Below are 13,294 nucleotides of genomic sequence, written 5' to 3'. Positions count from 1 at the left end.
TATAGGGATGGGGTGGCCAGAACGACTAGCTGTGCGCGCAGGCAACTAGTCAAAAAAGGTGGAGCAGTGGAGCGCGACGCAACAGGACTAAGTCCTTAGAGATTCTTGATAAACGTTTTTGGTGTCATTCCTTTGACCTGCTTAAATACTCGGGTGAAGTGGGACTGATCGGTAAAACCAAACAGATAAGCAACTTGAGCAATGGCTTCTCCCTGTTTGAGAAACTGACTAGCCCTCTTAATGCGCCGATTGAGCAGATACTTATGGGGTGTCAGTCCAATGGCTTCCTTAAATAACCGCGAGAAATGAAATTTGCTCAAGCCTGCTTCTAGCGCTAAATCTGCCAAGCTTAGATCTTCCATGAGATGAGCTTCGATATAGTCAATCACGCCGCCCAACCGCTGGCGTTCAATGGGGTGCAAATTGAGAAGGTTGATAGGCGTATCAACGCTGTAGTGATTGACGAAATGAGCCACTAACGCCGTAGATAGGGTATCGGCATAGAGGCGGCCATTGGGGCCACCCATTTCGGCTTCAATCAGCAGAGCTTGCATCAAGGTCTGCAGGTGTCTGTCCTTGGCCTGGTGTTGTCGTCTGAAGACCTGGCGTTCCAGCAGCGGTTGGTCGGGCAGCAGTTCTGCCACCTTTTGCGGGTCAATGGTGAGTAGCACAAATTGATTGGGACCGCTGATGCGATGGGAGAAGGGCACGCCCGCTGGATTCACCCACAAGTCCCCAGTTTCATAGCGGTGGGTCTTGAAGGTTTTGCCGTCCTTCCATTCCCACTCAAAGGCAGACCCTGTATTCATGGCGAAGTAATGCTGGGGCACGGTGACATCTTCAGGGATAAATTCCTCGTTCTCACCCTTTTCGATGTAAATACCGTCCCAGGAAAGCTCTTGACTGGAAACAAGAATCTGACCAGCGGTGATGTCAGGCTTTGGGGTCAGGGTATGGCTATCGACAAAATTGATTTGGCTTTGCATGGGGCTGACCCAGTGAATTAGCCGAGCGCAATTTTCTACCAAAACTCAGCAATCCGTTGCAAGAGCCCATTTGAGGATTGCTCGATAGTGATGATTGTAAGCCAAATACAAGGCTTCTAACCTTCATGCCGCGACGGGAGACTCACTATGGATTACTACACCTTGGGCAAGACCGGATTAAAAGTCAGCCGCCTAGCACTCGGTACTATGACCTTCGGCGATGACTGGGGTTGGGGAGCCGATGAGGCTAATGCCCGTCAGTTGTTTGACACCTACCTAGAAGCAGGCGGCAACTTTATTGATACCGCCGACTTGTATACCAACGGCAATAGCGAACGGATGCTGGGCCGGTTTGTGAAAGAAAGTGGGACGCGCGATCGCGTCATCATCACCACTAAGTTCAGCTACAACGCTGAGCCCGGCAACCCCAATGCTGGCGGCAACGGACGCAAGAACATCCTGCGTGCCGTCGAAGGCTCTCTGCAACGCCTGGACACCGACTACATCGACGTCTACATGTTGCACACCTGGGATCAAGTCACCCCAGCTGAAGAGGTCATGCGCACCCTGGAGGATCTGGTGCGGTCCGGCAAAGTTCGGTATGTCGCGTTATCGGATGCTCCCGCCTGGTACGTGGCTCAAGCCCAGACCCTAGCCCAAGAGCGCCACTGGGAACCTATTAGCACCGTACAACTGGAATATTCCCTGGCGGAGCGCAACATTGAGTTTGAATACACCGCCCTGGCCCAGCAACTGGATACCAGCATTATGGCCTGGTCGCCCCTGGCCAGTGGCCTGCTCTCCGGCAAGTACCGCCCCTCTAAGGACGGTGGTGAAGGCTCAGGTCGATTGGCAATGCTGGCCAATAGCGGCAATCCGGCCTTCAACAAGTTCACCGAAGAGAACTGGGCGATTGTGGCCGAGCTAGAAGCGGTTGCCAAGGAACTAGACCGCTCCATGGCTCAGGTGGCACTTAACTGGGTCGCCCACCGTCCTGCTGTGGCTTCCGTCATCATCGGGGCGACCAAGCTGCACCAGTTGCAAGACAACCTCGGTGCTCTGGATTTTGAGATTCCAGCAGAGCTACAGCAACAGCTGAATGAGGTCAGCCGTCCAGAGAGCCGATTCCCCTACACCTTCTTCGAGCCCGGCCTGCAAGGCATGATCACTGGCGGTGCAACGGTAGGCGATAAGCCCACTTCCTACCGACAGCCCATTTTGATTCAGGGGAGCGGGGCAGGCGTCGCTGCAAGCAACGAGTAGAAATTTTCGACAGCAGCAATTTCCTAAGTTTCTGGCTCCATTAGGGTTGCCAACTCCGCATATTCATCTGCGTTCAACTATTTCTCAAAAATCATGCCCTTTATCAATCGTCGACAAGTTCTCACAATTGGCAGTGCCGCTGCGGCAGGTTTAGCCGCTGTATCACTCGGCCAAGCTAACGCCAATACGCTTAATCCACCTGAAAGCGAGGCTGAAATTACAGCCAACCCAGGAGGTCGTTTTGCTGGCAAAATTGTGCTGATCACGGGTGCAACGTCTGGCATTGGCGAGGCGACCGCTCAGGCCTTTGCCCGAGAAGGTGCGAAGGTGGCTTTTAATGGACGCCGTGCCAACTTAGGACAGCAAGTTGAAAGTGAAATTCGCTCTTTTGGCGGCGAGGCAACTTACATTCAATCAGATGTGCGTAACCCGGAGCAGGTTGAGCAGTTTGTTACTGCAACAGTTGAAAAATATGGTCGTTTGGATATCGCTTTTAATAACGCGGGTATTTTTATGACCCCCGTTGAGATTCAAGACATGGATCTTGAGAACTATCGCGATCTAATTGCGACGAATTTAGACGGGGTGTTTTATGCCATGCGGTACGAACTACCCATCATGATTGAGCAGGACAGCGGCATTATCATCAATATGTCATCCGTCGCAGGGCACCGAGGGTTTGCCAATACTCCTCATTACAACGCCAGCAAGCACGGTGTGATCGGTTTGACGAAAGCTGCTGCTACGGCTAACGCCAAACGCAACATTCGCATCAACTCCATTTCTCCATTAGCCGTCGATACCCCAATGCTACGCCGTTCGTTTGAGTATCAAGGGCTGACCTATGAGCAAATGGCTCCTAACTTCGTTACGCCCCGCATTATGACGACGACGGAAATAGCCAACGCCGTCATGTTTTTGGCCTCGGATGAAGCAACTGCCATCAACGGCATGGATCTAGATGTGACGGGTGGTCAACTTGCTTGAGCCCCCAATTTGACCATTAGTCGGAGCTTTTGACATGAGAAATTTATTTGCTGCAGCGATCGCTACTTCGGTTATCAGCATTTCGATTCCTGCGATCGCGCAAATCTCAACATCCAGTCCTACATCACCATTCGTCAAATTCGTTTCGCCCATCCAAACCATTGACGAGGCAGCCATTGCGACAATGGTTCATAGCGTTGCTAATTTAGCTGATCAGGGCGATTTTGAAACCCTAGAATCCCTCTTTGCTAGCGAGATTCAGGTTGATTACACCTCACTGTTTGGCGGCGCGATCCAAACTCAGACGCCAGAGGGCTTGATGACTGCCTGGGCCTCGGTGCTGCCCGGATTCGACCAAACCTACCACGCCATCTCGAATATTCAAGTTGACGTTAAAGGCGATCGCGCCATCGCAACTGCCGATGTCACCGCCAGTCACTACCTCGGCGACGATTACTGGCAGGTGTCCGGGCAATACGAGTATCAGTTAGTGCGTCAACCCAATCATTGGAAGGTTGAAACCATGACGTTCAAACTCAGCGATGAACAAGGTGATCGTGCTTTGCTGGAGCAAGCCACCGCTGCTGCTGCCGATACCCCCTCAAGTTATCTTCAGCAGCAGCAAACCGAACAGGCGGTGCGAGCCTTTCTTACCAGCCTGGAAACGAAAGACATGGACGCCTTCGCCGCAGTTTGGGCAGAAGATGCCGTGCAGGATATGCCCTACGCCCCAGAAGGATTTCCCCGTCGAGTGGAAGGTCGAGACAATCTGATCCAGCACTATGGAGCGTGGCCGGAGGTTAGTGGCGAGGCGAATTTTACTAATGAACTGGTGTTTTACCCCATGGAAGACCCAACAATGGTGTTTGCTGAATGGCATGGGATGGTCGAAATCATTCCCACGGGGCGTATCTACGACCAGCGCTATGGTGGGCTTTTTCGAGTCGTGGACGGCAAAATTGTGCTATTTCGGGAGTATTTCAACCCCATCGTATTCGTTGAGGCGTTTGGCTTAAATGAAGGTGGGGAGTTTGGCAATCAGTAGCGCAGTCTTCCTACCTATCTACGCTGTTGAACCGAAAGTTGGAGTAGTTGCCCCGCGCCACAAAGCAGCATCACAGCCTCTCTTGGCAGGTCTTTCGTGAGTACAGGCGTGGGGTAAGCTAGATTGGCTAATTGCGCGCGCAGGCAACTACTCAACCCACAAGCATCCAGCAGGTTAAGGTTATTGAGCACTTTGATTAATCGATAGTCACCTCAGCTACCTCCCCACGGTGCCATTCTGCCCATTCAAAGTCGATGTTTCAGGAAACCGGTTGACTGCGGGAAGTCTAACGCCCAAATCAGCCGACGCTTTCAGCGGTCGGCTGCATTTGTTTGTTAGCAGCCCACTCTCTCCGAAGAAGCGCATAGCAGTGCATGTCATACAGCTTCCCCTTGGAATACGCCGCCTCTCGATGTGTGCCTTCGAGATTGAATCCGCATTTTTGTGCTACTTTCTCAGACCCATCATTTCCAGCGGCGACCCTAACCTCAAGGCGGTTGACTTGAAAGGCCTCGAATAGGTATTTACAAAGCAACTTGAGAGCCTCAGAAGCATAGCCCTTACCTGTATCTTCCTGATCGAATATTCTGTAGCCAATTTCAAAGGCGTCAAAATATGGCACTGATTTGAATGACCAAGTCAAACCTATTACTTGATCCGAAGGATTAACTATAGAAAAGCGCGAGAAGGAGGGAGTCAAAAATCCTGTGCCCTCAAATTCCGAGCGGAAACCTGGTTCGGATTGCCAAACATTAGGCAAGAACGCACCAACTGAATCAAGCTCATTTATAGCGCTAATAAGTTGGTCAAGATCAGCTTCCTTGACCGGCCGAATGGCAATGTTTACTCCTCTTAGCATCTAGACTCCATAAGCTGCTAGCGATCGCAATCACCGGACACGGATAACACCTGTTGACAAACAGCATACTTCAAAGTTCCGGTGCATTGTGGTTGTTGGGTTGTAACAACTACAAACCTTGTAGCAGAGCCTGTGTATCGATCACTGTTGCATACTCTTTATGGATATTAGCTAAGGAAAGGGCATGAACCTGCTCTGCTGGATGTAATTGCTGATCTAAATCTATCTTGTCAAACGTCGCCGTAGCATCTGCAACAACATAGGTATCAAAACCAAGATTGCCCGCTACTCTAACCGTTGCCTCGACAGAGTTATTCGTTATCACACCTGTCACAACCAAGGTCTGATAGTCATTTCTTCTCAACCACTGCTCCAAATCAGTGCCAATAAAAGCACAATGCACTTGTTTATCAACAATTTTCTCACCTGCATTGGGCAGAACAGCGTCCTTAAAATCACATCCTTCTTGTCCTGGACGATAAGTTGAGTCTGGTTCAGTTGAAAGATGGCGAACATGAACAACTGGACGTTGGGTTTCACGCCAAGCATTCAGTAACTGCACAATATTTGCTTCAGCTTGCTCATTGTTGCGTCGTCCCCAACTAGGATGATCAATCGCCTTTTGCACATCAATGATAATGAGGACTGCGTTGGGTGGAACGTGTGTCAACTCAACCTCCATCTTCGAATGAATAGTAACCAATCAGCATCTAAAGAGATAGCTTCCAAGAACTACCTCGACTGATAGCTTAAGCAGCCCAACGGTGAAGCTCAACAGCGGCAGACAACTTTTGCATCATAACCGAGAACTTTATTCCGTCCGTTGCAGCGCAGTGTTAACCGCCATTCGGCTCACTGCTTTCGGAGCCCACTCGCTCAGCCAATTCGTTGAGCAGCTCGGTGCCCCAGGCCTGGGCTGCGGCGAATCGGTACTCCAAGTCCTTAAGGTCTCGAACGAAGAGCAATTCGCAGAACTGCGCATGCACCGATGGAGGCAGGTCGAGGTCGAGGTATCTCATTCCAAAATCCCAACGGGCCGGGCAGTAGCGCATGCGCAACAGTTCAGCAAGAGGTCGGAGTGTATAGCCCCAGAAAGCCGCCATGGCGTCAGCAGATCGGCCCCGCAACAACTCCTTTCGAACAAAGTCTTGGCTTATCAGGAACCATCCCTGCAACTCAGCATACCGGTGCTGTCGCGCAGTCGCCTTGGCGGGGTCGCTCGTGCCCGATGCGTGTAACCAGTCAGCCTTGTCGAAAAGAGGTACCGCTTGACCATGGCGGTCGACATCAAGCTGGTAGTCGGAGTCACTTACCCGAAAAAAACAAAGGTCTAGCAGGAGAAAATCCCCAGCATCTCTGAGCTTGTAGTAGCGTCCAGGCGGGGCGTTATGGCTAGCCAATATCGGAGATATTTCGCGCAGCGCTTCTTCCGAGATCGCGTACAAGGCGTCTAACGAAGCGGCATCGGTGACGAGAAAGGAGAGGTCGATGTCCGAATAGGCGTCGACAATTCCAAAGGCGGCGCTACCCCCCTCCCATCCAGCGAGCACATCCGGGCTAGGCCGAAGCGCCTTAGCCACTGCGATACGGATCCGATCGCGCATTTCGTATAGGCTTGTCACGGTGAGATACTCACAGGCTAAAGGTTGCGTTCAGCAGTGCTTACGGCACATAGGTCTATGGGAGCTAACGGCAAAACGTAGCGGCGGTAGATAACCCTAAACTCAGCACCAGCGGCTTTCAACTGTTCCCTACCGTGAAGTGTTAGGGGGCGGATTAATCACTTACCTCCGCTACAGCTAGGCGTAAACCCAATGCTATAAGAGCGGCACCAGTCAAACGCTCTAACCAATGCGAAAAAGATAGAATTTGACGTTTGAAAGCTTGTTGTGAGATAACTACTGCTACTATGGCAAACCAAAATAACGCTACTACAGCAACTGTCATTCCATAAACTGCTTGTACAAACATTGGTGTTGACGGTTGTACGATCTGTGTAAATAATGCCAGGAAAAACAGTGTCGCCTTAGGATTCAGTAGATTGCCTAGAAAGCCAACACGAAAAGCTATCCATCGTTTGATATCTCTTTGTTGTTCATAATTTTCTGCCGAAATCGCCATTTTTCTGGTTTTCAGAGATTTGATGCCGATGTAAATAAGATAAGCAGCACCAACCCATTTCAAAATATTGAACAGTAAGATTGATTTAGAGATAACTGCACCGATGCCAATTAGTGAATAAGTTGCATGAACAAGATTACCAGCACCAACACCAACTGCTGTGTATAGTCCTGCCCGTCGAGAGTACGCCAAGCTGTTACGCAAAGTCAGGGCAAAATCAGGGCCAGGAGTAACAACTGCTACCAAGCTAACAGCAAAAACAGTGATCCAAGCTGAAAAGAACGCCATGATTCTTTCCTTATAAAAAACTGTGCCTAAGAATCTAACATCGTTTGCTAACTAAATTCTGAGCTTTTGATTGCAGATTAACGGATTAGCACAATCAGTCGGCCTTACACCCAATGAGAAGTCTCAAAGTGCCGTCCCCACCGAAAACTTAAGCCCCTAACGACCAAGATCCCCCGCCGTCAGAAGCCGGAGCGACGGGAGGAACGACCAAAGCGCAGGCTATGGGTGGTCGAGTGCAGCGCCTTGTTGTGCTGAGGTTGATCGGTTGCACCTACAACTTGAGGAACGGCAAGCCAGTATTTAAAGCTGCCTGCCACTCAGCACGCTCTTTAACCTCCCCAATAGGAAGTGGAAGGGCAGGCGTTACGGAACGTTCCTGCAACGCTAACTGCCACCATATAACGCTATGCCATGCCCTAAACTTATAACCAACAGCTTCATAAACACCAACCGGCTGAAACCCAAGAGCTTCGTGCAAACCAACGCTGGCCGGGTTGGGCAAGGTCGCGCCTGCATAAGCATTGCAGAACCCTTGCAGTCTCAGAATCTCGAACAACGATAAATATAAAGCCTTGCCCACACCTGAGCGATGATAGCGTTGATGAATATAAACTGACACGTCAACCGACCACAAATAAGCGGCTCTGGCACGGTGCGAATTGGCATAGACGTAACCAACAACCTCGGCTTGATGTTCACAAATCAGCCAAGGGAACTGGCGAAGAGTATCTTCGATACGTTGCTGCATCTCCTTAACTGAAGGCGGCTCAGCTTCAAACGAGATAGGCGTGTCACGAACGAACGGTGCATAGATGTCCTGAACTTGAGCAGCGTCACTCTTGCTGGCGAGCCTAATAATAGAAGTTGAAGACATATGAACTATTGTGATATACAACTAAGCCACACGCAGCAGCACAACAATCTTGTCAGAGAGATAGTTTCCACATATTGCCCCTATCAGGGTGAATAGGCAGAAAGTTTCCGTATATCTGCCTTAATCCGCAAGATCGCTGAAAACTTTCCGCATGTTATCCGGATCTGGGTGGATAACTACGGAAAGTCTTCCAATATTTTAGCTATAGTACATACCCGATTAGGCTGCATAATGGCCCAGGAGTTGCCCGCCCCTCAAAGCAGCATCACAATCCCTCTCGGCACCTCTTTCGTGAAACGTTCCACAATTTGTCCAGCACTGCGCTGGACAAATTACCATGCAGCTATGCCCCGCTCCTGTGGGTACAGGAGCGGGGCAAGCCAGAACAGGTTGTGCGAGCAGGCAACTACTCAACCCACAAGCCTTCAGGAGGTTAATGCCATTGAGCACTCGGCTTGATCGATAATCACCTCAGCTACCTCCCCACAGTGCCATTCTGCCATTCAAAGTCGATATTTCAGGAAGTAGGTTGCTTGTAGGCGGTCAGATACAGTACCTTTTCAAGTCGTTGTTAATACATATCAAGACCGCACTTCTACCATCTCGAATCCCTCCGCCTCAGTTGGATATTCAAATTGGGCCACAAAAACCTGTAACATCTCCGCAGAAATATAAAATGCACCATCAGGTAATTTTTTGTTCCGTGTTTCAAGTCGACGTTGTAACACTTCGTAAGGAGTCTGCACATAATACAAGACCATATGTGCTCCTGCTTTATTGATACGGGTTTGATATTCTCTTCTTTTCTCTCTCTTCCAAAAGCCAAAATCTAAAATGACGGAGAATCCTAGCAGAAGCAAACGTTCAGCAATGTTCCAAATCATTTTCTCACACCGCTCAGAACGCTCGTCAAACTCTGCACGTGACATTATTTCACCATAAAAATTGAGCATCCATTCATCTATAGAAAATCGCATAGCTCTGCTTTCAGATTCGAGTCGTTTTGCGAGTGTTGTCTTACCAGAGCCTGGCAATCCACACATCAGATATACAACTGCTTTCATGATCATAGTTTTTAAGCATTTGTGGCCAAACTGCGCGATTGTCTAACGTTGCCCATAACCCACTGTGAATCGACTCTTGAACTCAACTAATCGCCGCAAGCTACCCCCACAGGTATGGAGGTAAGTCGCCATCGAGCACCGAAAGCTGCGGATACTGGCCTATCCACTCCACCAGCGCCGCCTTCCACCGATCTGAGAGAACAGATGCCCATTGCCAAACACCTAGCCTTTAACCTTCAGACACCCACCCGCCCACTTCTAAACTGTTACCATCACTAATGTAAATGCTCATTTTCTAAACATGGAAGTTATTTAATATCTATCACTTTGCGCACCGCACGCCAACGTTCTCAACCAGCGATGGCAGATAGCTCTCAAATTTAGTAACAACAGCTTTTGTTCACCCACTGAATTGAAGTTGTTAGCGGGACGGAATCCATTACACTTTAGCTGACACCACATACCACATATTGCTTGGCAGTGTACGCTTGTGTAAGACTCTATCCTCTAGGTCATCCTGTTGCAGAATCTCAATATTTTGAAATCCTTTTTCCTCTAGCCAATTTTTCATCTCATCACTATACATACCAAACAAATATGGCTCACCAATTTTAGAAAGCTGATCAATACTAGATGCTATACCTGGAACTTGGTCATTCTTGTAAGTCATCAGGGGTGAGCAGCAATCAAAGACCAGCACTGAATCAGGTGTCATTTGCGATTTAATATAGTCTAAAACTTGGGATACGCTCTCTCTGGGCAGATAATAGCTGACTCCTTGCCAAACATAAGCTGTTGGAAGAGTGTTATCAAATCCATAGCGATCAAGACTGTTGAGATCGCCATGATTAAAGTCAAGAGGGATAAGTGTTAGCCCTTCAGGAATATGTCCCAGCTTATCGGATAAGTACTTTTTCTTATTATTAATTGTCTCTGGCAAATCAACTTCAAATGTGGCAGTAGCTCTCTCTCGCACAGCAGAAATTCGAAAAAACCTCGTATCGTAGCCCGATCCAAGTAGAAGAAGTTGTCTGCATTCAGAAGCGAGAGCATCTACAATTACTTCATCACAATACTTTTCTCTCAAAATTGTATACCAATACGAGATCTGCTGAAATCTCTGAGAATCATCGACAGGTTCTACATTAAGATTGAGGGAATTTTCCTGTAAAGACTTTGCTGTAGAATCGTCAAAAAACCAACTGACATATTCATCTTGCAAAATCACATTAGGTTGAAATTGATGAGCGAACTTCATCATGGCAGTCCCTTTATTAGTTGACTTGCCCATATCAATACTCACTGTCTCACCTCCAAATGATTGAGATACTGAAAGTTTAGCTAGAAAATTTGCTTCTATCCAATAGGGCTTCAAAAGTAACGCTGATTGTTGCCCACACATAACCTCGCAAGCTATGCCTTAACCTTCAAACTCTTGCCCCGTCTCGAATTCGGCTCCCTTGACTAGGGTTTGAGGTAGAGAGAGGACTGAACGAAGCTATCAGGACTTTGGAGAACTGGCACAAGCCAAATAGGGACATTTAGTCCACTCACGATGGCCACTGTCACCGAGCACATTTGCTTAGGGTGCATAGCCCCGATCCCAGCCTGGCCTTTGACCGTGAACCCGTTTGAACTGCTAATCCCGCCTGATTTGGATCACCCTCAAGGCACCTCAGAATAGCCGTTTGAAACCCTTCCTCCCAGCTATTTGGATCACCCCATCAGAATCGCGTTTTTTGGGAAAGAGGGGACAGCCAGACGATGGGTTACGAGCTTCGCCTTAGCGTTCCATCTCAACCTGACGAGAGCGCTGGGGTGGCTGCATCGCCTGATGGAGAAGCCGATGAGCCTTTTGGATCTGGCCAACATCCGTCACCGTGATGCCCTGGGCTAGCTGCGGTTGCCAGGCTTCCTGGTGCCACTGAAGTCGGAGCAGCTCGCCGCGACCATCCTGGGCGACCAGGGAGAGCGTATGAGTCGCTTTGCAAAACGACAGCGAGTAGTGACGTCCCTTTAGAGCCCAAGTCTCAGGCCCGGTTTGCTCGGTCTCGCCAGCCTGCCTGGCTAGCAGCATGATGTTGGTCACCACCGGCACTAAGCGTTCAGCCCACATCATCTGCTCGGCGCTGATCCGCTCCCGTTGTTGCTCCCGCTGCTGGCGTCGTCGTTCAAGGCCGCGAGCGAGGTCATGAGCAAGGCGAGCGATCGCTCCTGTCCATCGAGATTGCTGCTCACCCGCTGATTTAACGCGTTCAGCTGTGTCACTAAGGCCGATAAGAGTGCCTGCAATTGTCTGGAGCTGTCGCTGCTGCTGCCAGTCTCTAGCCCCTTTAGCAATGCGTTCAAGCTCTGCTGGAGGTGGCTGTGTTCGGTGGTCATCTGCCTCAGCACCTGCTCCGATTGGGCCTGGTGGTTCACCAAGTCCTCGATCTGAGATCGCAGCTGGGCGTTGTCCTGCTGGAGTCCCGCAATCTGCTGCTGGAGCGGTAGCAAGGCCTGCTGCAACGCGCTCACCAGCGCATCGGCCAAGATCCCTGGCGGCATCTCGATCGCCCACTGCTGAGGGGGCGGCGGCGGGGGTACTTTCCGGGGTCTGGGCATGGGTGTTCACCAAATTAAAGAGTGGGATATAGTCGCTGACGTTCTCCTTGGCTGAGGAGCGCTGCGCCTGGCGCAGCAGCTCATCTGGGTCGGCGGTATAGAGCGAGAGGTGGTATTTGGCCCGCGACACGGCCACATAAAACGACTCCTGGCTAGTGGTGGCATCCATCAGCGCCATCACTCGGTCGGCGGTTTTGCCCTGGGCGCTGTAGGTGGTGCTCACCAGGCCGTAATCGACATACTGCAAGCCGGTTAGATCAACGGCGTCACAGCGACCATCGGGGTAGCGGATCTCGGCCTGGCCTTGGGCATCAATGGCGGACAGGGTAAAGGCCTGCCCATTGCGCAGGTTTTGTGCCCGGTCGTTGCGTGTCCAGCGCAGGCGATCGCCTACGGCAACGGGGATCGCCTGGCGGGTGTAGACCGTCTTGTTGGGGCAGGCTGTTGGGTCAATTTCGACGGTTTGACCGGCTGCGTTGGCCAGGGTCAGCCGGTTGCGGCGGGCATCGACTTGGACGACCTGGTAGGGCTGCTGCTTCACCAGGCCCTGGCGTTTGTACTGCTGGTTGAGGGTAACGATGTCGCCGCTGGCGTAGTGGGCGGCATAGCCTGCCTGGGCTTGGGTCAGGTCTTTGCGCCGCAGGGAAGTCAGGGTAAAGCCGTCGGTGCTTAGCTGGCCCTGAGCCTGAAGCCCTGTGCGAATCAGGGCGGTGAGGGCCAGGCGCTCTTGGTTGGTTCCGGCGAGTAGCAGCGTTTGGTCGCGCTCTTCTTCGCCCTGGGCTAGATAGTCGGTGGCCACCTGCTGGAGGCGTGTCTCTGGTGATTTGATTGTTTGAATCGAGCCCGCCCCGACTAGGGTTTGAAAGGCGGCTTCCGTCTGGTCGGTGGCCAGCAGGTTAACGGCCTGTTTGAGGGCCGCTGTCTTCTGTCGTCGAGACTCATCGAGGAAGGCGGTTTGAATGCCTCCGGCCTGCAAGCTCTTGAACGGGTTGCCCGCCTCCACCGCCGAGAGCTGGCGGGTATCGCCCACCAGGATGACGCGAGCCTGTCGCTCCACGGCCAGGCTTAGCAGACCGTGGGCATCTTTGGCGGAGAGCAGCCCGGCCTCGTCAATTACCCAGATTTCCCGCTGTTCCGGTGCTGAGCCCCTATCAGATGCTGGAGCGTGCAGCAGGCTGGCCACGGTATCGGTCGGCAGTCCGG

12 protein-coding genes are annotated in these 13,294 nt (G+C 51.0%); 3 read left to right on the top strand and 9 right to left on the bottom strand.

Annotated elements, in window-relative coordinates; genetic code table 11:
- Positions 1-95: 95 nt before the first annotated feature.
- The gene (locus IQ254_RS09510; RefSeq protein ID WP_193965940.1) at positions 96-986 is read right to left on the bottom strand and encodes an AraC family transcriptional regulator; all 891 of its coding nucleotides are present in this window, start codon (positions 984-986) and stop codon (positions 96-98) included.
- A gap of 147 nt (positions 987-1,133) precedes the next feature.
- On the opposite strand from IQ254_RS09510, the gene IQ254_RS09505 reads away from it, so the two are divergent.
- The 3 genes from IQ254_RS09505 (at position 1,134) to IQ254_RS09495 (ending at position 4,281) form a co-directional block, all read left to right on the top strand.
- A complete protein-coding gene (locus IQ254_RS09505; RefSeq protein ID WP_193965939.1) occupies positions 1,134-2,249 on the top strand; it encodes an aldo/keto reductase in 1,116 nt (371 codons plus the stop codon).
- 93 nt (positions 2,250-2,342) lie between these two features.
- On the top strand, positions 2,343-3,236 hold the full coding sequence (locus tag IQ254_RS09500) for an SDR family NAD(P)-dependent oxidoreductase (protein ID WP_193965938.1): 894 nt from the start codon (positions 2,343-2,345) through the stop codon (positions 3,234-3,236).
- Between the two features lie 34 nt (positions 3,237-3,270).
- Positions 3,271-4,281, top strand: a complete 1,011-nt coding sequence (locus IQ254_RS09495) for a nuclear transport factor 2 family protein (RefSeq protein WP_193965937.1) — start codon at positions 3,271-3,273, stop codon at positions 4,279-4,281.
- A 298-nt stretch (positions 4,282-4,579) separates the two neighbouring features.
- Here IQ254_RS09495 and IQ254_RS09490 read toward each other — a convergent pair whose 3' ends face one another.
- From IQ254_RS09490 to IQ254_RS09455, 8 genes are all read right to left on the bottom strand, one after another.
- Complete coding sequence (locus IQ254_RS09490; protein ID WP_193965936.1) at positions 4,580-5,140, bottom strand: GNAT family N-acetyltransferase; 561 nt, start codon at positions 5,138-5,140, stop codon at positions 4,580-4,582.
- Positions 5,141-5,249: 109 nt separating this feature from the next.
- Entirely contained in the window at positions 5,250-5,822 is a 573-nt protein-coding gene (locus IQ254_RS09485) for a cysteine hydrolase family protein (protein ID WP_193965935.1), read from the bottom strand.
- A 154-nt stretch (positions 5,823-5,976) separates the two neighbouring features.
- Positions 5,977-6,744 (bottom strand): hypothetical protein, encoded by a 768-nt coding sequence (locus IQ254_RS09480; protein ID WP_193965934.1) that lies wholly within the window; start codon positions 6,742-6,744, stop codon positions 5,977-5,979.
- 172 nt (positions 6,745-6,916) lie between these two features.
- Entirely contained in the window at positions 6,917-7,549 is a 633-nt protein-coding gene (locus IQ254_RS09475) for a LysE family transporter (RefSeq protein WP_193965933.1), read from the bottom strand.
- 271 nt (positions 7,550-7,820) lie between these two features.
- On the bottom strand, positions 7,821-8,423 hold the full coding sequence (locus tag IQ254_RS09470) for an arsinothricin resistance N-acetyltransferase ArsN1 family B (RefSeq protein ID WP_193965932.1): 603 nt from the start codon (positions 8,421-8,423) through the stop codon (positions 7,821-7,823).
- 581 nt (positions 8,424-9,004) lie between these two features.
- The gene (locus IQ254_RS09465) at positions 9,005-9,487 is read right to left on the bottom strand and encodes an AAA family ATPase (protein ID WP_193965931.1); all 483 of its coding nucleotides are present in this window, start codon (positions 9,485-9,487) and stop codon (positions 9,005-9,007) included.
- A 439-nt stretch (positions 9,488-9,926) separates the two neighbouring features.
- Complete coding sequence (locus IQ254_RS09460; RefSeq protein WP_193965930.1) at positions 9,927-10,790, bottom strand: SAM-dependent methyltransferase; 864 nt, start codon at positions 10,788-10,790, stop codon at positions 9,927-9,929.
- Positions 10,791-11,270: 480 nt separating this feature from the next.
- Positions 11,271-13,294 (bottom strand): AAA family ATPase (locus tag IQ254_RS09455; protein WP_193965929.1); only part of this gene is annotated, 2,024 nt, incomplete at its 5' end.

Source organism: Nodosilinea sp. LEGE 07088, from assembly GCF_015207395.1.
Taxonomy (GTDB): domain Bacteria; phylum Cyanobacteriota; class Cyanobacteriia; order Phormidesmidales; family Phormidesmidaceae; genus Nodosilinea.
This window is presented reverse-complemented; position numbering and strand designations above follow the sequence as displayed.

Excerpts from the sequence above, each read along its gene's own strand:
- IQ254_RS09500 (WP_193965938.1), top strand. The coding sequence starts at position 2,343 with ATGCCCTTTATCAATCGTCGACAAGTTCTCACAATTGGCAGTGCCGCT.
- IQ254_RS09465 (WP_193965931.1), bottom strand. The coding sequence starts at position 9,487 with ATGAAAGCAGTTGTATATCTGATGTGTGGATTGCCAGGCTCTGGTAAG.
- IQ254_RS09480 (WP_193965934.1), bottom strand. The coding sequence starts at position 6,744 with ATGCGCGATCGGATCCGTATCGCAGTGGCTAAGGCGCTTCGGCCTAGC.
- IQ254_RS09470 (WP_193965932.1), bottom strand. The coding sequence starts at position 8,423 with ATGTCTTCAACTTCTATTATTAGGCTCGCCAGCAAGAGTGACGCTGCT.
- IQ254_RS09475 (WP_193965933.1), bottom strand. The coding sequence starts at position 7,549 with ATGGCGTTCTTTTCAGCTTGGATCACTGTTTTTGCTGTTAGCTTGGTA.
- IQ254_RS09485 (WP_193965935.1), bottom strand. The coding sequence starts at position 5,822 with ATGGAGGTTGAGTTGACACACGTTCCACCCAACGCAGTCCTCATTATC.
- IQ254_RS09510 (WP_193965940.1), bottom strand. The coding sequence starts at position 986 with ATGCAAAGCCAAATCAATTTTGTCGATAGCCATACCCTGACCCCAAAG.
- IQ254_RS09490 (WP_193965936.1), bottom strand. The coding sequence starts at position 5,140 with ATGCTAAGAGGAGTAAACATTGCCATTCGGCCGGTCAAGGAAGCTGAT.
- IQ254_RS09495 (WP_193965937.1), top strand. The coding sequence starts at position 3,271 with ATGAGAAATTTATTTGCTGCAGCGATCGCTACTTCGGTTATCAGCATT.
- IQ254_RS09505 (WP_193965939.1), top strand. The coding sequence starts at position 1,134 with ATGGATTACTACACCTTGGGCAAGACCGGATTAAAAGTCAGCCGCCTA.